Genomic DNA, 18,279 nt, shown 5'->3' on the forward strand with positions numbered 1-18,279 from the left:
CTCGACCGGCGTCCGGACGCCGGTCGAGCGTCGGCACCTAGGGACACGGACCGCCCGCCTGCCCGAGGAGAACCGTGGCGGAGCCCGGGTTCCGCCACCGCGCCCGGCTCCGGGGCCGGCCGCAGCACCCCCGGCCCGCCCCGGAGCCGGCTGCGCCGACCATCGGCCCACCACGTCCCCGGACGATCAGACCGCCCCTGTCCCTCCAGGCAACACAGCGAGGCTCGATCCGCCATGAACCTGACCTCAGTACAGCTCTCCTGGAGCACCACGATCGGCACGATCACGGTGTCCGTGCTCACCCTGGTGGTGCTCCTGCGCCGGCGGAACCAGAAGGCCCGCCGGTCCGGTGAGAGCGCCGACTCCTGGGAACGCTCCGAGGAGCGGCGCCGGCGCCGTGAGCTGGTCTACGGGATCTCCTCCTACGTGCTGCTGTTCTGCTGCGCGGGTGTGGCGGCCGCGTTGTCGTTCCACGGCCTGGTGGGTTTCGGCGTGCAGAACCTGGGTCTGTCGGGCGGCTGGGAGTACCTCGTGCCGTTCGGCCTGGACGGCGCCGCGATGTTCTGCTCGGTGCTGGCGGTGCGCGAGGCCAGCCACGGCGACGCGGCGCTCGGCTCCCGCCTGCTGGTCTGGGTGTTCGCCGTCGCCTCGGCCTGGTTCAACTGGGTGCACGCGCCGCGCGGAGAGGGCAACGACGGCGCCCCGCAGTTCTTCGCCGGCATGTCCGTCTCCGCCGCGATCCTCTTCGACCGCGCGCTGAAGCAGACCCGCCGGGCCGCACTGCGCGACCAGGGCCTGGTACCGCGCCCGCTGCCGCAGATCCGCGTCGTGCGCTGGCTGCGCGCGCCCCGCGAGACCTACGCGGCCTGGTCGCTGATGCTGCTGGAGAACGTCCGCAGCCTGGACGAGGCGGTCGACGAGGTCCGGGAGGAGCGCCGGGTCGAGCAGGAGGCCCGACTGCGGACCCGTAGCGCCGACCGCCGCGAGCGGGCCGAGCTGAAGGCCCTGGCCCGCCAGGGCGGACTGTTCTCCCGCGGCCACGGCCAGCGGGCCCTCGCCCCGGGAGCGGGGGCCGTCGCCCCCGAGGACCGGCCGAGCGATCCGGAGCCCGTCCCACCGGCCGAGACCGTTCCGCCCGCCGAGGCCGATCAGCCGCGCCCGCGGCGGCGCGCCCTGCCGCGTGCCGCCGCTGCCGGACCCGCCCTGCCGCCGGCCCCGTCGGCGGCCGTCTCCGAGAGCCGTCGGGACGGACCCGGCACGGACGGACCCGGGGAGGGCGACGCGTCCGTCGACCTGACCGTCGACGACTACACCCTGTCGCTGCCGGGGCTGGACGCGATGGAGCGCAAGCTCCGTGCGATCGAGCGGCAGCTCGGCTGAACCCCACGGGCCGGGCCGCACGAGGGGAGCGGATCCGCGGGCGGCGCCGTTCGCGGATCCGTAGCGCCCCGTCCCGGCCCGCGTCGGGCGCCGTGGCTGCCCCGGGGCGCCGGCCTCGCGGGCACGGACGGTGACCGGAGAGGTCCGCACGTCGGTGACCCGGCGGCGCTCACGGGTGCGCGAGCGACGACACGCCGGGTCCGGGAAGACCGCCGTCCCGGTACAGGGACAGGATCCGCCGGAGTCGGCGATGGACGCCGGACAGCCGAAGGGTCGCACCGCGGGAGGCGGCGATCCGGCTCGAACGCTCCAAGGCCACGAGCCCGTGCGAGTCACAGAACGTGACGGCGGCGAGGTCGACGGTCACGCGTCGCACGCCGCCACCGAGGCAGGCCGCGACCGCGCGCTCCACCAGTGGCGCCGAGTCGAGGTCCAACTCACCCGCGAGTCGCACGAGGACGGTTTCGGTCGAGGCGACCACTCGGACGTACAGCGGCTCTGAGGTGTTCATCGGCTGGGCCCTCCCGTCCGGGCTGGGGCGGCTCGCCCGCCCCGGACGGGACGAGCGGTCACACGAGGCCAGCGCCACGTGCTGCCAGAATGCCCCAATAGACCCATTTGGGGTAGCCCTGGCGGGAGATTCCACAGACGGTGACCCAGCGTGCTCGCGCCGATGACGGGGCGCCCCTGCCGCGCCCGGCCGCCCCGGGCGGCCGCGGCGGATAACGGTCGGGCAACAGGGCGGGATGCCGGGGCCCCCGAACCCCTCATCCTGTCGTCGATCCCCCGGACCGGGCCCCCACCCCGTCGACCCACCGCCCGGTCACGGCGCGGAGCGCCGACAGCCCGGTCCCGCCGTCCGCCCCACCCCTCACCGAACAGCCGGATCACGAACCGACCAAGGACCGAACCCGTGCACCTGGGCTCCTTCCCGGCCGGCTACGGGCGCGAGCCCTCCGCCGGACACCCCGACAACCCGGCCGAAGCGCCGGCATCCGACGACCCCGGAACCGACCGGACCGCCGAGACCGACGCCGCCCTCACCGTCCGGCTGCGGGCCGGGGACGTCGGGGCCCTGACCGAGCTGTACGAGCGTCACTTCCCGGCCGCCGTCGCCCACGCCGCCGCGGTGGCCGGACCCGGGCACCGGGCCGAGGACCTGGCGGGCGAGGCCTTCGCCCGGACCATCGCCGCGGTACGCGCCGGCGCCGGCCCCAAGCGGAGTTGGCCGCCCTACCTGCTGGCCGTGATCCGTAACACGGCGCACGCCTGGGCCGCGGCCGACCGGCGCTCCCCGCCCACCGCCGATGCCGATCTCCGCGTGGGCGACGCCGAACTCGCCAGGTCACCCGAGCAGTTGCTCGTGGAGTCCACCGAGCGCGAGCTGGTCGTCGCCGCGTTCCGCAGCCTGCCGGACCGCTGGCGCGTGGTGCTCTGGTACGCGGTGGTCGAGCGGCGGCCCGCCGTCGAAGTGGCCGCTCTGCTCGGCCTGTCGGTCAGCGGGGTCCACTCGCTGGCCGTGCGGGCCCGCGAAGGACTGCGCGAGGCCTACCTCGCGGCCCACCTGCCCCGGCCCCGGTCACCCGACTGCCGGGCCTGCGCGGACCGGCTCGCCGCGCTGGTCAGACGGCCCCCGCGCAGGATCCCCCGAGCACTGGCCCAGCACCTCGACGGCTGCGCGGCGTGCCGCCGGTGCCTGGCCGAGCTCCGCGAGGTCAACCGCCGCCTGCTCCTCACCGGGTCGACCCTGCTCGGCCCGGCACCCGGCAGCGGCTCCTCCGGCCCGCCACCGGTCCCGTCGCGGCACCGACCGCTCCGGCAGCCGTCGGGGGCCGGGCCACCCTGACCGCGGAGACCCCCGTCGCCCCTCCGCGTCACCGGGCACCGGGGACCCGTCGCGGATCCGCCGGACGGCACACCCCCGCGCCGTGCACGCGGCCGAAGCCCGACGGCCCGCGCGGCCGCCGGCGCCGGCCTCGCGCCGCACGGACGGGTCGGCCACCGCCTGTGCGGGTGGTGGCCGACCCGTCCGTCCTCCCGGATCAGTCGCCGATCTCAAGACCGAGGTCGTCGAGGACGAAGCTGGTCTTGAGGACGCTGTCCTCGGTCCCCTCGAACCTCAGGGTGACGGTCTGCCCGGCGTAGGCCGAGAGGTCGACGCCGCGCCGGGTGTAGCCGGCGGCCCGGTCGAGGTTCGAATGGACGGCGAGTTCGGTGCCGTTGGCCGTGACGGTGAGCTTGTCGTACTGGCCGGAGTCGGTGTTCTCCTCCGAGTCGACGTGCAGCCAGTACCCGAGGCTCGCCCGGCAACCCGCCGGGACGGTGACCGTCTGGGCGAGGGTGTCCGTGCGGGAGGATCCGTACCCGTCGAGCCACGCCTTCCAGGTGCCGCCGTGGGCGGCCTGGCGCGGATCGGCGTCGACCACCGCGGCGGTGGCCGCCCAGGGCGCCGCCGCGCCGCTCTCGAAGCCGGCGTTCCCGAGCAGTTGGGCGGCGGGGCACGGGCCGGTGCCGTCGGTGACGGCCCAGGTGAACCGGGTGCTGCCGGCCGCCCCCGACGCGAACGCGGCGGTCACCGTCACCGTCGTGGATCCGGCCTCGGCGGGCGTGCCGGCGATCCTGCCGGTGCCGCCGTCGATCGTGAGTCCGGCGGGCAGGCCCTCGGCCGAGAAGGTCGCCGCACCGGCGGCCGCGGGGGTCGCGATCAGGAGCTCGGCCGGCGTCCCGACGGCGGTGACCTGGTCGCCCGGGTGGGTGACCGCGGGCGTGTCGGGAAGGACGGCCCCCACGTTGACGGCGGCCCAGGCCGTCCCGACGGCGCGGTACGCGTCGCTGTCAGCGCCGTAGAGCTCGGCGGCGGCCTGGAGGGTGGCCGTGCGGGCCGCCGCGTAGTCGGTGGTGGAGGTCATGTGGACGGTCAGCGCGCGGTACCAGATGGCGGCCGCCCGGTCCCGGCCGATGCCGGTGACGCCGATGCCGCCCTGGGTGGGCGAGTCGTAGCGGACACCGTTGACCTCCTTCGCGCCGCTGCCCTCCGCGAGGAGGTAGAAGAAGTGGTTGCCGACCCCGGAGGAGAAGTGGACGTTCAGCCGGCCGATGCCCCGGTACCAGGAGTCGGGCGAGATGCCGTCCTTGGAGGGCTTGTCCATGTACCGCAGGGGGGTCCCGTTGCCGTTGAGGTCGAGCTTCTCGCCGATGAGGTAGTCGGGGGTGTCGGCGGCCAGGTCGGCGTGGAACTCCACCATGGAGCCGAGGATGTCGCTGGTGGCCTCGTTCAGGGCACCGGACTCACCGGAGTAGGCGAGGTTGGCCGTCGCGAAGGTGACGCCGTGGGTCATCTCGTGGCCGGCGACGTCGAGGCTGGTCAGCGGGTGGGTGTCGTCGACGCCGTCACCGAAGGTCATGCAGAAGCAGTCGTCGTCCCAGAACGCGTTCTCGTACCCGCTGCCGTAGTGCACCCGGCTGTAGGCGGCGGCCCCGTCGCCGCGGATCCCCGCCCGGCCGAAGGCGTCCTTGTAGTAGTCCCAGGTGGCTCCGACACCGAACTGGGCGTCGACCGCCGCCGACTCGCGGTTGGCCGACGTGCCGTCGCCCCAGCCGTCGTCGGTGGGCCGCGCGAAGACGGACCCGTCGCCGGAGCTCCGGTTGCCCAGGTCCGTGGTGTAGGAGCCGCCGCGGGCGGCGTCCCGCAGCTCGTACCCCGACCCGGTCGCCGTGGTGCCCACCGTGACCTCGCCGACGTGGACCCCGCGGCCGGCCCCGGTGCGCACGCCCTCGAAGGTCCGGAGCACCGTGCCCTCGGCCGCGTCGGTGACCATGTGCAGCTTGCTCGGGCCGCCGTCGGCGGCCGTTCCGGCGACCACGGTCTCCCAGGCCAGGCGCGGCGCGCCCTCCGCCGCCCAGACCACCAGGCGCGGCGCGCCCCCGGCCGGGGCGCCCGGTCGCGTGTCGAGCGCCGCCTCCCGGGCCGCCGCGGCCTCGATCGCGGGTGCGGTGCCGAGGCCGGCCAGCGGTGCGGTGGAGGCGCGGTCGACACCCTTGAGGGCCCCGTCGGCACCCTGGTGGACCACCAGGTCGCCGCCGAGGACGGGCAGTCCGGCGTAGGTGCGTTCGTAGCGCAGGTGCCGGGTGCCGTCGGCGTCGCGGATGACGTCCTTGGCGACCAGCTTCTCCTGGCCGGCGAGCCCCAGGCGCTGGGCGAGGGCGGCGCCCTGCCGGTCCGCGGCGGCCAGCGCGGCCGACCGGTCGGCGGCGGAGGGCGCCGGGGCCGGGGCGGCGGGGGCGACGGACGCGCCGCACATCGAGACGCCGGTCACCAGCAACGAGGTGGTGACGGCGAGCGGGACGAGCCGGCGCAGGGGAGCGGAACGGGACACGGGAACTCCTTTGTCTGCCGGCCGTCGGTGGGCCGGCTGCTGGATCCGCGCCGCGGGGGCGGCGCGGGTGGGCGATCGGTTCCGGGCATCGGGGACACCGGGGGCGGGCCACCGGGGTTCCGGGCGGCCCGAGGGGTCCGGGGAAGCTGCCGCGCCGCGGAAGTCCATCCCGCATGACGTGGGCATGACATGAATGGGGGCGCGCATCACCCCGGCCGGAGGCGCGGGACGCTCCATCGAGACTCGCGCAACGCCGGCTCCCCACAGCCCACTTGAGGAAGGGGAGACTCGGAGCATAGCCGCGATGCCGTGGAATCCTGTTGAACTGTGCTTGATTATGGGGTTTTCTGTTGGCGTTTCAGCCACCTCGGTGCCAGGAGCGCCGCCGACGAACGCGCCGATGGGCGCCCGTCCCACCGGGGTGCCGCGGCGGTCGGCCCCGGTCACCTGGCCCGATCACGGCGGCCGCGGCCGGCGTGATCGGCCGGATCCGCGCACCGCCTCCCCCGGACGGGGAACGCGCAGGGGCGGGGCGCGGGGCTGTCGGCCCCACCCCTACGCGCGCCGTTCCACCGCCCGGCCGGACGTCAGCTCCCGGTGGCATCGCTCCAGACGTCCGTGTAGCTCTTCAGGTTGGCGTCGATGTCCTTCCAGTCCGGTGTGAAGACGTCGACGCCCTTCAGCAGCGCGGCGAGCCTGGCGGCGTCCTCGCCGGTCGCCGGAACGTCGCCGCGGGCCGGGAAGCCACCGGCGACCGCGCTCACCTGACCCTGCACCGACTCGGTCAGCAGGAAGTCGAGCAGCATCCGCCCGTTGGCGGCGTGCGGGGCCGACTTCACCAGGGCGCCCGCGTAGGGCAGCGCGAAGGTGGAGGGCCTGCCGTCCGGCCCGGCGAGGAAGAAGATGCCCTGGTTCGGCATCGACCTGGCGTCGGCGTAGTTCATCTGCACGTCGCCGTTGGCGACCAGCAACTCCCCCTTGTCGACCTTGGCGGCCAGCGCGCCGGTGGACTTGGAGGGCCCCACGTTGTTCTTCTGGAGCTTCCGCAGGAAGTCGGCGGCCCCCCGGATGCCCCCGAAGTCGTGCATGGCCTTGATCAGCACGGCGGTGCCGTCGCCCGCCACGCCGGGGGTCGAGTACTGGAGCTTGCCGCGGAACCTGGCGTCCAGCAGGTCGTTCCAGGTCGCGGGGGGCTCGGGCAGTTGCCTGGTGTTGTGGATGAAGCACAGGTAGTTGTTGACCACGGTGGTCCAGGCGCCGTCGGCGTCCTTGTCGGCCGCGGGGACGGCGTCCGCCCCGGCCGGCCGGTAGGGGGTGACCAGTCCCCGGCCGACGGCCTGCTGGATGAACGGCGGCACCGTGACGATGACGTCCGCCTGGGTGTTGGACCGCTCCCTGAGCAGGCGCTGGACGATCTCGCCCGAACCGCCCTCGACGTACCTGACCCGGACGCCGGTCTTCGCGGTGAAGTCCTTGAAGACCTTGTCGTAGAAACCGCCGCCGTCGTCGGACTTGAGGCCGTCCGCGCTGTAGACGGTGACCTCGGCGGCGCCCTCGCCGGCGGAGGAGCCGCCGGCGCACGCGGCCGTCGATCCGGTGAGGGCCAGCACCACCGCGGCCGCCAGGGTCGTTCTGCGCAGGTCCTTCATGGGGGTGTCACTCCTTGCGGTAGGCCGCGGCACGGGACCGCGGCGGGTCGGAGCAGGTGGAGGAACAGTGTGGTGGGAGGAGGGGGCGGCGCAGCCGGGCGACAGGGTCGCGGGGCGGCCGGGGCCTCAGCGGTACAGGGCCCTCGTCCGGAGCCGCGAGCAGCCGATCAGTACCACCAGCGTGCTGGCCAGGAGGACCACGGCGAGCGCCGCGCCGGTGAAGACCGCGCCCCGATCGGTGGCGGCGAAGATCCGCACCGGCAGCGGGAGCCAGCCCGGGGGGTACAGCATCATCGTGATGCTGAGCTCACCCATCGACAGCGCGAAGCACAGGCCGAACGCGGCGTTCAGCGAGGGCAGCAGGAGCGGCAGGGTGACCCGCCGCAGCACCCGGGCGGGCCGGGCCCCGAGCCCGGCGGCGGCCTGTTCCAGGGCCGGGTCGAGCCGGGACGCGGCCGCCGCGACGGACTGGTAGGCGAAGGCGGTGACCCGGACGCTGTGGGCCAGGATGACGATGGTGCTGGTGCCGTTGAGCAGCACCGGCGGACGGCTGAACGCGACCAGCAGGCCCAGTCCCACCACCACCGAGGGCACCGCCACCGGCAGCATGAACAGGCCGTCCGTCAGCCTGCCCAGGCGCGGACCCGCGTTCCGGGCCGCGAGTGCCGCCCAGCCGCCGACCGCCAGCGCGACCACGCCGGCGATCCCGGCCGTGGCGAGGCTGGCGAACAGGGCGTCCCGGGACTCCCCGTGCGCCGCGTCCGCGTAGTGCGCGGTGGTGAAGGCGGAGGGCAGGACCCCGCTCCACGCCTTGGCGAAGGAGGCGGCCAGGACCGTCAGGAACGGCAGGGCGAACAGCGGCACGGCCAGCAGGAGGAAGGCGCCGCAGACCAGGGCGCGCCCGGCCCGGCTATGCACCAGCACGGCCGCCACCCCGCTTCCGACGGCCCCGCAGGCAGAGCCGGTACACGCCGTAGAGCGCGACCGACAGCAGGACGTTGACCACCGCGATGACACAGGCCGCCGGGTAGTCGGACTGCAGGATGGCCCGGCTGTAGACGAGCGTCGGCAGGGTCGTGACGCCCTTGGCGCCGGTGAACAGGACGATCCCGAACTCGTTGAGGCACATCACCAGGGCCAGGCTCCCGCCCGCCGCGAGCGCGGGCAGGGCCTCGGGCAGGATCACCTGGCGCACGATCCGCCACGGGCGGGCGCCCAGCGAGGAGGCGGTCTCGATCTGGGCGGTCTCCACCTGGGAGAACGCCGCGAGCAGCGGGCGCATCACGAAGGGCGTGAAGTAGGTGACCTCGGCGAGCAGGACGCCCCACGGGGTCGCGAGGAAGGCTATCGGGGTGCCGTCACCGCCCGTCAGGCCCGTCAGGACGCCGTTGGCCATTCCCGCGGAGCCGTAGATGAACACCAGGGCCAGCGCGATCAGGAAGGACGGGAACGCGAGGAAGGTGTCGATGAACCGGCCGAAGGCGCGGGCGCCGGGGAACGGGACGAAGGCGATCACCAGGGCCAGGAAGAACCCGAGGACGACGCAGCCCGCGGTCGCTCCCGAGGCGATCCAGACCGTGTTCCACAGCGCGTCGCGGAAGGCGGCCGAGGCCAGCACCTCCCGCCAGGGCTCCGCGGAGTGGCCGCCGCCCTCCGGTGCGAAGGACTGCAGGGCGACCAGCGCCAGTGGGTAGAGGAAGGCGAATCCCAGGGCGGCCAGCGGCGGGAGGAGCCACATCCCGGGGCGAAGGGTCCGGGTGCGGCCCGGTCGGGCGCCGGTCCCGCCGAGCACAGCGCTAGCCATCGGCGTCGCTCCGCGCGGGGGCGGGGGCGGGGGCGGCGCCGTCCGGCGGCGTGTCCAGCAGGATCGCGTCCGCGATGTCGAAGCCGAGCGTGACCGGGGCACCGGGGCCGACGGGGACCACCGGTCCGGCGAGGTCGGCGGTGATCCGGCGCCCGGCCGGGAGGTCGACCAGCAGCCGGTGGGTCGCCCCGCGCCACTGCACGTCGGCGACGGTTCCGCGCAGCAGGTTCACGGCATCGGACGCGTGGACGATCCGCACCTGGTGCGGACGGACGCACAGGGTGGCCGTCCGGCCGGCCGGCAGCGGGGTCGGCGCGGTGGCGCGCAGCGGCGTGCCGTCCAGGCGGACCGGTGTGCCCTGCGGGCCGGCGCCCGCCTCCACGGTCACCGGCAGCAGGTTGGCGCCGCCGACGAACGAGGCGGTGAAGGTGTCGCCGGGGCGGCGGTAGAGGCGTCGCGGTGTGCCGCAGTCCACCAGTCGCGCGTCCTTCATCACCGCGATGCGGTCCGCCAGGGTCAGCGCCTCGATCTGGTCGTGCGTCACGTACAGCATGCTGACGTCGGGCAGTTCACGGTGCAGGCGCGCGAGTTCGCTCAGCATGTCGGAGCGGAGCCGGGCGTCGAGCGCGGACAGCGGTTCGTCGAGCAGGAGCACGTCCGGGCGGATCGCGAGCGCCCGGGCGATGGCGACCCGCTGCTGCTGGCCGCCGGACAGTTCGCGGGGGTACCGCGCGGCGTAGGAGGCCATGCCGGTGAGTTCCAGTGCCTCGGACACCCGGCCCGGGATGTCCCGCCGGGCGACCTTGCGGGCCTTCAGGCCGAAGGCGACGTTGTGGTCGACCCGCATGTGCGGGAAGAGCGCGTAGTGCTGCACCACCATCCCGATGCCGCGCTCGTACGGCGGCAGGTCGGTGACGTCGCGTCCGCCGATGCGCACCCGGCCGCCGACGGGCTTGGTGAAGCCGGCGACGGTCCGCAGGGCGGTGGTCTTGCCCGAGCCGCTCGGGCCGAGCAGCGCGACCACCTCGCCGGGGGCGACGGAGAGGGTGAAGCCGTCCAGGACGACGGTGCCGTGGTAGGCGACGGTGACGTCCTGGAAGTCGATGCCGGACCGGCTGTGCGGGCCGGGGTCGGGAGGGGGTGCGGCGGATCGGTCCGCCGAGCGCGGGGGCGTTCGAGTGGCCAAGGGTGCGGTGTTCCTCTCACGTCGTGGACGGGGGCGGGGGGGGCGTTGGCGGGGCCTGGGACGGGGGCGTTGGCGGGGCCTGGGCGGGCGGGACCGGTCGGCGTCAGAGGCCGAGCAGGTCCGCGGTGGTCTCGGCGACGGCCGGTGAACAGGTCATGCCGCGGCCGCCCGGCCCGGTGACCAGCCAGGCGCCGTCGCGCACCTGCTGGCGGTGGACGACCTGGGTGGTGTCCACGCACTGCGCGTACACGCCGGCCCAGCGGCGCCGGACCGGCGGCAGCGCACGGCCCAGCAGGGACTCGACGAGCCCGGTGAGGTACGCGTAGGGGTCCTCGACGACGTCGAAGTCGAACGGCTCGTCGTAGGCGTGCGTGTCACCGATGGTCAGCCCGCCGTCGTTGCGCTGGACCATCAGCAGTTGCATCCGGTGCTCGGCGGCGGTCGGGTGCTGGGGCTGTCCGAGTGCGAGGGCGTCCAGCGCCGGGCCGCCGAAGCCCGGGTAGTAGCGGAAGCTGTCCCCGTCCGCGACCGAGGTGGTGAGCTGCTCCCCCAGCGGGTCGGTCTGCATCATCTGCAACCTGACCCGGCGGACCGGAAGTTCGGGGTCGAGTTCGCGCACCAGGCCGCCGAGGTGGGCGCCGGTGCACAGGACGACCGCGTCGCCGTAGTGCACGTCGCCGCGGTCGTCGCGCACCGCGGTCGCGCCGACCAGCTCGCGCACCTCCCGGCCGGGCAGGAAGGTGTACCGGCCACTGGCCCGCAGGGCCGCGCGGAGTGCGGGCTGGGCGGTGCGCGGCTCGACCGAACCGTCCCTCGCGCAGTGCAGGGCGGCGAGGAACTCCCCGCGCAGGGCCGGGTTCAGGGCCCGGGCCCCGGCGGGGTCCAGCAGGGTGAAGCCGCGGGCCGCGGCCCCGGCACCCCGGGCCGCCTCCTCGGCGACCGCCAGCTCCGCCTCGGTCCGCACCAGGGTGAGCGAACCGTTCGCCCGGAAGCCCAGCTCCGGGACCTCCGCGCCGATCTCCCCCCAGAGCTGCCTCGCCCGTTGAGCGACCGCCAGCTCCTCGCCCTCGGCCCGGCCGCTGACCCAGACCAGGCCGAAGTTGCGTACCGAGGCTCCTCGGGCCTCGGCCTCGCGCTCGATGTGGACCACCCGATGACCGCGCTTGATCGCGTGCCAGGCGTGCATGGTGCCCAGGACGCCTGCGCCGATGACTATGAGTCGCATGCCCGGAAAGCTGTCCCGCATGTGTTACACGCTCAGTTCCGTTCTGTTAACGGAAGGTGACATTCATAAAGGGACTAGACCCGTTATGGATTCGTTATATCTCACCCGCCCCACGAGCACCAGGAGTCGCACCGGGGCCCGCGACCACCCCGACGGCGGCGGGCTCCGCGGTGCCGCGCGAGCCCGGCCGGACCCCGGGGCGGAGGGCCGGGCGGAGGGCCGGGCGGAGGGCGGGGCGGAGGGCGGGGCGGAGGGCGGGGCCCGCGCCCTCCCGATGACAACGAATGCGTAAAGCCCCGGGACGGCATCCCGGCCGTCGCCTCACCTCTCGATACCCGGCGCACCCGTGGCGGGCGGCTCCCGGAAGGCCTCCGGCGGCGAATCCGTACCCCTGCGGCCAATCGGAGGCCAGCGTTCTCCCACGGCGATCGACGCCGCCCCGAACCAAACCCCAAGTAACCGAATATTTCCACGAGTTGAACGTTGGAATTCGCGCATCCGACAGGGTCGCACAGCCATACGGTCGTGCTATGCTCCCAGCCATTCAGAGCACAACTCCCCTCCTTTGCAAGAAGATTGGAGGTGAAGAACCATGTTGAGCTTCTCCGGTCAGGTTGGCAGTACCGCTACCGGCGGTGCTTTCGTCCAGGTGGCACCCGGCGCCAGCACGACGTGCGGCGGCGGTAACTGCTGCTGCTCCTCCTGCTGCTCCTGGTAGTTCTCGTTCCACTCTCGAAATGCCGGGCGGGGCGCTTTTCCGGTCCCGCCCGGCGTCCATTCCCCACCCGTTCCCACGCTGCTCCGGTCGCCACTCTCCCGTCCCCAGAGAAGGACAGAAGATGTCGCTGAAAGACTCCCAAGAAGCCCTCTCCGAATACCTGAACCGCAACGCGCACCTGTCCTCGGTGACGGCCTTCGGCCAGCAGCACACCTCGGTGTCCAGCCACAGCGCGACGACCGTGGTCCGCGCGCCCGAGGCCGTGGTGCGCGGCCGCTGGAGCCCCGTCGTGGAGGGCTTCGTGGGCGAGGAACTCCTCCTCAACCACCGCCGCAGCGGCCGCGACCTGGGCATGCAGCTCGGCGTCTCGCGCTACCTCGGCCACGACGCGGTACTCTCCAGCGCCCACGCCGACCTGCGCGAGCGGCTCGACGGAGCGGTCGCGCTGCCCGCGCACCGCAGGCTGCGGAGCGGGCTCACCTCCACGGTGGTCTCCCGGCGCAGCGGTCGGCGGTTCTCCGGCAAGGCCGTGTCGCTCGACGACCTGGCCACCGTCCTCTGGCACGGTCAGGGCGTCTCCGGCACCCTGCCGGTACCCACTGCCCAGGACCCGGACGCGGCGATCGCGCTGCGCAACGCCCCGTCCGGCGGCGGCCTCTACCCGGTCCGGCTCGCCGTCCTGGCGCAGAACGTCAAGGGGTTGGCGCCGGGCGCCTACGAGTACCAGCCGCACAGCCACACCCTCCACCCGCTGCGGCGGACCCCGATCGACCTCGCCGAGCAGGTGCAGGCCGTCGACATCGACCTCGCCAAGGTCGCCTTCGCGCTCGTCTACGTCTACGACATGTACGTCAACAGCCAGAAGTACGGCGACAGCGGACTCGTCTTCGCGCTGATCGAGGTCGGCGGGATCTCCCAGAACATCCACCTCGCCCGCACCGAGCTCGGTCTGATCGCCTGCGACCAGGGCGGCTACGACAAGCACACCCTCGAAAAGACCCTGGGCCACGACGGCACGTCACGCCACGTCGTCCACTTCACGCTCGTCGGACACGGAGAGGTCTGAACCCGCATGACCGTGGAAACATCGACCGGGGCGGCGGCCGCGCCCCGCCTGGGCCTGGCACCCTCCGTACGCCTCCTCGCCGTCGAGCCGGACGTCATCCGGCTGCGCTGGGGCATCTGGAACTTCCAGGAGGTGACCGTCGACCTGCGGGCCGAGTCACCGGCCGTCCGGACGGCGCTGACCGGCTTCCTGCACGAACTGGCCGACGGGCGGACGGCCGAGGCGTCCTTCGACGGGAACACCGACCTGTCCCCCGTCGAACGGGCGAACCTGCGGCTGGTGCTGGACGAACTGCGGCAGGCCGGCTTCCTCGCGCTCGACCGGGCCTCGGAGCGCGGCACGGACATGGCGCGGGTCCTGCTCGGGAACCTGGAGCTCTACGGCACGGACGAGGGCGGCGGCGCCAGTGTCGCCTTCGCCGCCGACTCGCCCACCGCCGAGGCCTACGTCGCGGGCCAGGCGAGCGCGCTGGGCACCACCATCGAGGTGCTGCCCGCCGAGTTCATGCGGGAACTGCAGGGCGCCGACCTCACCTCCGGCATGGGCGGGCTGACGGCCGCCGACACGCTCAAGCGGCTGACCGTACTCACCGAGCGGCACGACTCCCTGGTGGTGTCCGTCAGCCGGGCCTCGATCCTGACGCTGCGCAACCTCAACCGGCTCGCCTGCCATCTGGAGAAGCCGGTGGTGGTGGGGCTCGTCGACGGCCCCTTCGCCACCGTGGTCGGCGCCGAGAGCCCGCGGACCGGCTGCCTGGAGTGCTTCGAACAGCGGTCACTGGCCCGGCTGGAGGACCACGTCAGCTACCACGCGTTCGTCGGCACCGGCGCCTCCGGCGCGATCGGCGGGGCCAGCGGGATCGAGGCGATGCTCTGCGCGTTCCTCGTCAACGAGGCCGTCCTGCTGCGTGCGCTGGGCACCTCGCGCTTCCTCGGCCGCGCGCTGAGCATCTACCTGCCGACCTACGAGATCCAGGCCCAGGACGTGCTGCGGATCGGCACCTGCCCGGCCTGCGGACACGTCGCGCGCGACATCGTGCACGAGATCAACGTCAACAGCCGGGTCGTCGTCGACCGCCACGTCCGCAACGCCCTCGGAGCGTCCTGATGAACGGCCCCACGACCCGCGGCTACCCGGGCATGACCACCGCGCTCTCCCGGTTCGCCAGGATCGGCGGGAACCAGGGCGGGATCCTGCCCGGCATGCTCGTCTCGGTCGCGGCGGTGGAGGGCGAGCCCTACCTGCGCTCGGCGACCGCCGCGATGCCCCAGTACCACCGGCTCGCGATGAACGACCCGCACATGCAGATGCAGTACCACCTGGCGGGCTACGGGGTCACCAACGAGGAGGCGGTGACCCGGCTGACCGGCGAGGCGGTCGAGCGGTACGCGGCGATCATGGCGATGCCGCTGTTCCAGGAGCGCGTCGAGTACGCCTCCTACCGCTCCCTCTCCTCCCGGCACCCGTGCATGCCACTGGAGTTGCTCGGCGTCTTCGAGGAGGACCAGCAGCGCCGGATCGCGGGCATGATGCACCAGTACTCGCCCGAGCCGCCGACCGAGGACGACGTCATCGCCTGGATCGCCTGCCCGTCGCTGACGCGGCCCGGCCAGGACGTCTACGTGCCGGCGCAGTTGGTGTTCCTGGGCTTCCGCAACAGCGGGCTCCACGGCGACAAGATGTTCACGCCCTCCTTCTCCACCGGCACCGCGGCCCACGTCTCGCTCGACAAGGCCCTGCTCGGCGCCCTGGTCGAGGCCGTGCAGATCGACGCCTTCATCCTCAACTGGTACACGGACGCGAAGGCTCCCGTCCTCGACCTCGACCTCGACGCCGACGGCCGCGAGCTGCTCGCCGCCTCGGGGCTGCCGGCCGACGGGCCCTACGACGTCCGGGCGACGTACCTGACCCGTCCCGAACTCCCGCTGCCGAACATCGGGATCACGCTCGTCCGGCGCGACCGCAAGCTGCCGCACATCGCCTTCGGGCTGCAGGCCGACCCCGACCCGCGCTACGCGCTGCTGCGCGGGTCGGCCGAGGCGACCACCATCCTCGGCATCGGCATGTTCAGCACCGTCTTCGACCTGCCGAACGTGCACTTCGCCCAGCACAAGTCCGCCTACACCGACCTCGACACCAACGTCCTGTACTTCGCCGGACCGGGCGACGCCGAGCAGAAGCTCGCCGTCGTCGAGAGCCGCACCGACGGGCGCCTGGACTTCGGCGCGCTGCCCGCCTACGCGGCGGACGACCGCTCGGCGATCCGCCGGCTCCTGTCCGACCTCGCCGGGGTCAGTGAATGGGCGAGCTACCTCGACATCACCCCGCCCGAACTCGCCGACACGCCCTGGAAGGTGGTCCGGGTCCTCATCCCCGAACTGCTCAGCATGTGCCTTCCCGGTTTCCCGGCGGGCCGGCACCCCCGGATGCGCGCTTACGGGGGTGTGACCAATGTGGTCCCACACCCGCTCCCTTGACGTCCTGCTCCTGGTCACGACCGTCGCCCCCGCCGAACTGGTCAGGGTCGCGACATCCTTCGGCCCCGCCGGGCGCGGCGAACGGGCACGGACCGCACGGACCGCCGGGCTGGGCGTCCCGGCGGCGTACCTGGCCGTCACCGGCCTGGCCGCCGCCCTCGTCCTGTCCGCCGGCACCGCGCCCGCCTCCCTGGGCCGGTGGGCGGCCGGTCCGCTCTGGGTGCTCGCCGCCGTCGGCGCCGGCTGCGCGCTGGTGGGCCTGGAGTTCGTGGTCGGCGCCGCGCCGAAGGTCCTGCGCGGGGCGCGGGGCCTTCGCCTCGGCGTCCGGCGCGGGCCGGGCGCCGCCGGCCCGGCGTTCCTGGTCTCCATCGCCCTGACCGCCGTCGCCGAGGAGGTCCTGTACCGCGGGCTGTGGATCGGCACGCTCCACGAGCGGCTCCAGTTCCCCGCCTGGCTCGCCATCGGCTGCGCCGCACTCGGCTACGCGCTCGGACACCTCTTCTTCGGTGGCCTGACCGTCGTTCAGAAGCTGCTCTCCGGAGCCGTGTTCGGGACGCTGCTGACCGCCTCGGGCAGCCTGGCCGTCCCGCTGGCCGCGCACCTCGCCCAGAACCTCACCGTCTACGCCCTGGCACGGAAGCAGGCGAGCGCCCCATGACCGTACCCGCGTACGCGGCCGGCTGCGTCCTCGCCGTCGCCGGGTGGCTCGCCCTGTACCGGCTGCCCTTCGCCGACCCCGCCCGCAGACGGCGGACGGCGCTGTGGCTGGCGGACCGGACCGGGCTGCGGCCCGACCCGGCCTTCGCCGTGTTCGCGACCTCCCTGTACCTCGGCCTGGCCGCCGCCGTCCTCGCGGTGCTCCTGCCGCTGACCGACCTCTCGCTCGACCAGGTCGTCGGCCGGCCGTCGACGGCCCTCCTGTTCGGCCTGCCGCTGGCGGTCCTCGGCACGTCCAGCCTCAACATCCTGTGCGTGTCGCTCCTCTACCGGGCCGCCCCGCGCGTCGACGTGCCGGGCGAGATCGCCCGGATCCGCTGGATCGCCTCGATCCTGACGCTGCCCCGGCGCTACCGGTGGATCGTCCCGGCGACCGCCGCGCTCTTCGAGGAGCTGGTCTTCCGGGGGGCCGTCCTGCTGGGCCTCGGCTCCCTGCACAGCGGCTTCGCGTTCGCCGCGGTGTTCAGCACCCTGCTGTTCGCCGCCGGGCAGGTCGTGCTCGTCTCGACCCCGGTCCAGGCGTACGTGATGGCCACGTCGAGCATCGCCCTGGGCACGGTCGGCAGCCTGCTGATCGCGGCCACCGGCAGCATCCTGCCCGCGCTGGTCCTGCACATGTCCTTCGCCGGCTTCTACACCACCATGAGCGCCACTGCCAGGCCGCAGGGCGCGAACACCCGGAGGCCCAGCCTGTGACCACGAAGCGGTCGAACCCGCCCCCCGCCCCCGCCCGGCCGGACGACGAGGTGGTGGCCCGGGTCGAGCACCTGACCGTCGCCTACGGCCCGCTGGTCGCCGTCCGCGACGTGTCCTTCCGGGTGTCCGCCGGCGAGATCCTCGGACTGGTCGGTCCCAACGGCTCGGGCAAGACCTCCGTGGTCGAATCGGTCGCCGGACTGCGCGGGGCCGTGCGCGGCGGTTCGGTCACCGTCCTCGGCCTCGACCCGCACCGGGACCGCGACCGGGTCGGCCCTCTGGTCGGTGTGCAACTCCAGGAGTCGCAGTTCCCCAGCCGCACCCGGGTCGGCGAGCTCTGCGACCTCTACGAGGCGATCTACCGCGCGCCGGGCGCCGCCGCGGCGCTGCTGGAGACGTTCGGGCTCGCCGACCGGCGGCGCAGCCTCGTCGCCGACCTCTCCGGCGGGATGCGCCAGCGCCTGGCCCTGGCCCTGGCGCAGATCGGCGCGGTGCGGCTGGTCGTCCTGGACGAGCTGACGACCGGGCTCGATCCCGAACAGCGCCGCGCGACCTGGAGTGCGGTGCTGGACCTGGCCGCGCGCGGCGTCGCGGTGCTGCTCACCTCGCACCACATGGACGAGGTGGAGGCGCTGTGCGGCCGGGTCGCGGTGCTGCGCGCCGGTGAACTGCTCGCCCTGGACACCCCGGCCCGCCTGACCGCCGCGCACGGCGGACCGGCCACCTTCTCGGTCGACCTCGGCGGGACGGGCGCCGACCGCCCGCCGCTCGACGCGCTCGACCGGCTCGGGCTGGAGCGGCGGCCCGCGGCCGCCGGGCGGTGCCTGGAGCTCACCGGGAGCTTCCCGGAGGACTACAACCGCGTCGTCCGGGTGCTGGCGGACGCCGGCCTGCCGGCGTCGATCGTGAGCCACCGGGCGCCCACCTTCGAGGACGCCTATCTCAGGCTCGTCGACACCGCACCCTCCGAAGGGAGCCGCTGAGG

General features: G+C 74.0%; 15 protein-coding genes. 8 read left to right on the plus strand and 7 right to left on the minus strand.

Annotation, left to right across the window (positions count from 1 at the left end):
* The first annotated feature begins 234 nt into the window (after positions 1–234).
* Complete coding sequence (locus ACFXHB_RS30790) at positions 235–1,380, plus strand: DUF2637 domain-containing protein (RefSeq protein WP_380577957.1); 1,146 nt, start codon at positions 235–237, stop codon at positions 1,378–1,380.
* Between the two features lie 169 nt (positions 1,381–1,549).
* Here the strand turns inward: ACFXHB_RS30790 and ACFXHB_RS30795 are convergent, their stop codons facing one another.
* Positions 1,550–1,891 carry an STAS domain-containing protein gene (locus ACFXHB_RS30795; RefSeq protein WP_380577958.1) on the minus strand — a complete coding sequence of 114 codons (342 nt, stop codon included), beginning with the start codon at positions 1,889–1,891 and terminating at the stop codon, positions 1,550–1,552.
* A 402-nt stretch (positions 1,892–2,293) separates the two neighbouring features.
* On the opposite strand from ACFXHB_RS30795, the gene ACFXHB_RS30800 reads away from it, so the two are divergent.
* Complete coding sequence (locus ACFXHB_RS30800; RefSeq protein WP_380577959.1) at positions 2,294–3,226, plus strand: RNA polymerase sigma factor; 933 nt, start codon at positions 2,294–2,296, stop codon at positions 3,224–3,226.
* 196 nt (positions 3,227–3,422) lie between these two features.
* On the opposite strand, the gene ACFXHB_RS30805 is transcribed toward ACFXHB_RS30800, so the two are convergent.
* The 6 genes from ACFXHB_RS30805 to ACFXHB_RS30830 form a co-directional block, all read right to left on the minus strand.
* Positions 3,423–5,681, minus strand: coding sequence for a M4 family metallopeptidase (locus ACFXHB_RS30805; RefSeq protein ID WP_380578001.1), 2,259 nt, complete (start codon positions 5,679–5,681; stop codon positions 3,423–3,425).
* A 662-nt stretch (positions 5,682–6,343) separates the two neighbouring features.
* On the minus strand, positions 6,344–7,405 hold the full coding sequence (locus ACFXHB_RS30810) for a 2-aminoethylphosphonate ABC transporter substrate-binding protein (protein WP_380577960.1): 1,062 nt from the start codon (positions 7,403–7,405) through the stop codon (positions 6,344–6,346).
* A gap of 126 nt (positions 7,406–7,531) precedes the next feature.
* Positions 7,532–8,329, minus strand: a complete 798-nt coding sequence (locus ACFXHB_RS30815) for an ABC transporter permease (protein WP_380577961.1) — start codon at positions 8,327–8,329, stop codon at positions 7,532–7,534.
* Positions 8,316–9,209: a 2-aminoethylphosphonate ABC transporter permease subunit gene (locus ACFXHB_RS30820; RefSeq protein WP_380577962.1), complete on the minus strand. Its 894-nt coding sequence runs from the start codon at positions 9,207–9,209 to the stop codon at positions 8,316–8,318. Before ACFXHB_RS30820 ends, ACFXHB_RS30815 begins: the two co-directional genes overlap by 14 nt.
* Complete coding sequence (locus ACFXHB_RS30825) at positions 9,202–10,395, minus strand: ABC transporter ATP-binding protein (RefSeq protein ID WP_380577963.1); 1,194 nt, start codon at positions 10,393–10,395, stop codon at positions 9,202–9,204. Before ACFXHB_RS30825 ends, ACFXHB_RS30820 begins: the two co-directional genes overlap by 8 nt.
* A gap of 103 nt (positions 10,396–10,498) precedes the next feature.
* The gene (locus ACFXHB_RS30830; protein ID WP_380577964.1) at positions 10,499–11,620 is read right to left on the minus strand and encodes a TIGR03364 family FAD-dependent oxidoreductase; all 1,122 of its coding nucleotides are present in this window, start codon (positions 11,618–11,620) and stop codon (positions 10,499–10,501) included.
* Positions 11,621–12,459: 839 nt separating this feature from the next.
* Here ACFXHB_RS30830 and ACFXHB_RS30835 point away from each other — a divergent pair.
* From ACFXHB_RS30835 to ACFXHB_RS30860, 6 genes are read left to right on the plus strand one after another with little or no spacing between them, the layout of a single operon-like run.
* Positions 12,460–13,404, plus strand: coding sequence for a SagB/ThcOx family dehydrogenase (locus ACFXHB_RS30835; protein WP_380577965.1), 945 nt, complete (start codon positions 12,460–12,462; stop codon positions 13,402–13,404).
* A gap of 6 nt (positions 13,405–13,410) precedes the next feature.
* Entirely contained in the window at positions 13,411–14,511 is a 1,101-nt protein-coding gene (locus tag ACFXHB_RS30840; RefSeq protein ID WP_380577966.1) for a hypothetical protein, read from the plus strand.
* Positions 14,511–15,881, plus strand: a complete 1,371-nt coding sequence (locus tag ACFXHB_RS30845) for a YcaO-like family protein (RefSeq protein WP_380577967.1) — start codon at positions 14,511–14,513, stop codon at positions 15,879–15,881. The genes ACFXHB_RS30840 and ACFXHB_RS30845 overlap by 1 nt, the downstream gene beginning before the upstream one ends.
* Complete coding sequence (locus tag ACFXHB_RS30850) at positions 15,856–16,539, plus strand: CPBP family intramembrane glutamic endopeptidase (protein WP_380577968.1); 684 nt, start codon at positions 15,856–15,858, stop codon at positions 16,537–16,539. Before ACFXHB_RS30845 ends, ACFXHB_RS30850 begins: the two co-directional genes overlap by 26 nt.
* Positions 16,536–17,294, plus strand: a complete 759-nt coding sequence (locus ACFXHB_RS30855) for a type II CAAX prenyl endopeptidase Rce1 family protein (RefSeq protein ID WP_380577969.1) — start codon at positions 16,536–16,538, stop codon at positions 17,292–17,294. The genes ACFXHB_RS30850 and ACFXHB_RS30855 overlap by 4 nt, the downstream gene beginning before the upstream one ends.
* A complete protein-coding gene (locus ACFXHB_RS30860) occupies positions 17,291–18,277 on the plus strand; it encodes an ABC transporter ATP-binding protein (RefSeq protein ID WP_380577970.1) in 987 nt (328 codons plus the stop codon). The genes ACFXHB_RS30855 and ACFXHB_RS30860 overlap by 4 nt, the downstream gene beginning before the upstream one ends.
* The last annotated feature ends 2 nt before the right edge of the window (positions 18,278–18,279 follow it).

Source organism: Kitasatospora sp. NPDC059327 (genome assembly GCF_042752535.1).
In the GTDB taxonomy this organism is placed as follows: domain Bacteria; phylum Actinomycetota; class Actinomycetes; order Streptomycetales; family Streptomycetaceae; genus Kitasatospora.

What these genes read in the sequence shown, in the direction of transcription:
- ACFXHB_RS30835 (WP_380577965.1), top strand. Translation starts at nt 12,460, where the DNA reads ATGTCGCTGAAAGACTCCCAAGAAGCCCTCTCCGAATACCTGAACCGC.
- ACFXHB_RS30805 (WP_380578001.1), bottom strand. Translation starts at nt 5,681, where the DNA reads ATGTGCGGCGCGTCCGTCGCCCCCGCCGCCCCGGCCCCGGCGCCCTCC.
- ACFXHB_RS30840 (WP_380577966.1), top strand. Translation starts at nt 13,411, where the DNA reads ATGACCGTGGAAACATCGACCGGGGCGGCGGCCGCGCCCCGCCTGGGC.
- ACFXHB_RS30855 (WP_380577969.1), top strand. Translation starts at nt 16,536, where the DNA reads ATGACCGTACCCGCGTACGCGGCCGGCTGCGTCCTCGCCGTCGCCGGG.
- ACFXHB_RS30795 (WP_380577958.1), bottom strand. Translation starts at nt 1,891, where the DNA reads ATGAACACCTCAGAGCCGCTGTACGTCCGAGTGGTCGCCTCGACCGAA.
- ACFXHB_RS30845 (WP_380577967.1), top strand. Translation starts at nt 14,511, where the DNA reads ATGAACGGCCCCACGACCCGCGGCTACCCGGGCATGACCACCGCGCTC.
- ACFXHB_RS30790 (WP_380577957.1), top strand. Translation starts at nt 235, where the DNA reads ATGAACCTGACCTCAGTACAGCTCTCCTGGAGCACCACGATCGGCACG.
- ACFXHB_RS30830 (WP_380577964.1), bottom strand. Translation starts at nt 11,620, where the DNA reads ATGCGACTCATAGTCATCGGCGCAGGCGTCCTGGGCACCATGCACGCC.
- ACFXHB_RS30850 (WP_380577968.1), top strand. Translation starts at nt 15,856, where the DNA reads ATGTGGTCCCACACCCGCTCCCTTGACGTCCTGCTCCTGGTCACGACC.
- ACFXHB_RS30810 (WP_380577960.1), bottom strand. Translation starts at nt 7,405, where the DNA reads ATGAAGGACCTGCGCAGAACGACCCTGGCGGCCGCGGTGGTGCTGGCC.
- ACFXHB_RS30820 (WP_380577962.1), bottom strand. Translation starts at nt 9,209, where the DNA reads ATGGCTAGCGCTGTGCTCGGCGGGACCGGCGCCCGACCGGGCCGCACC.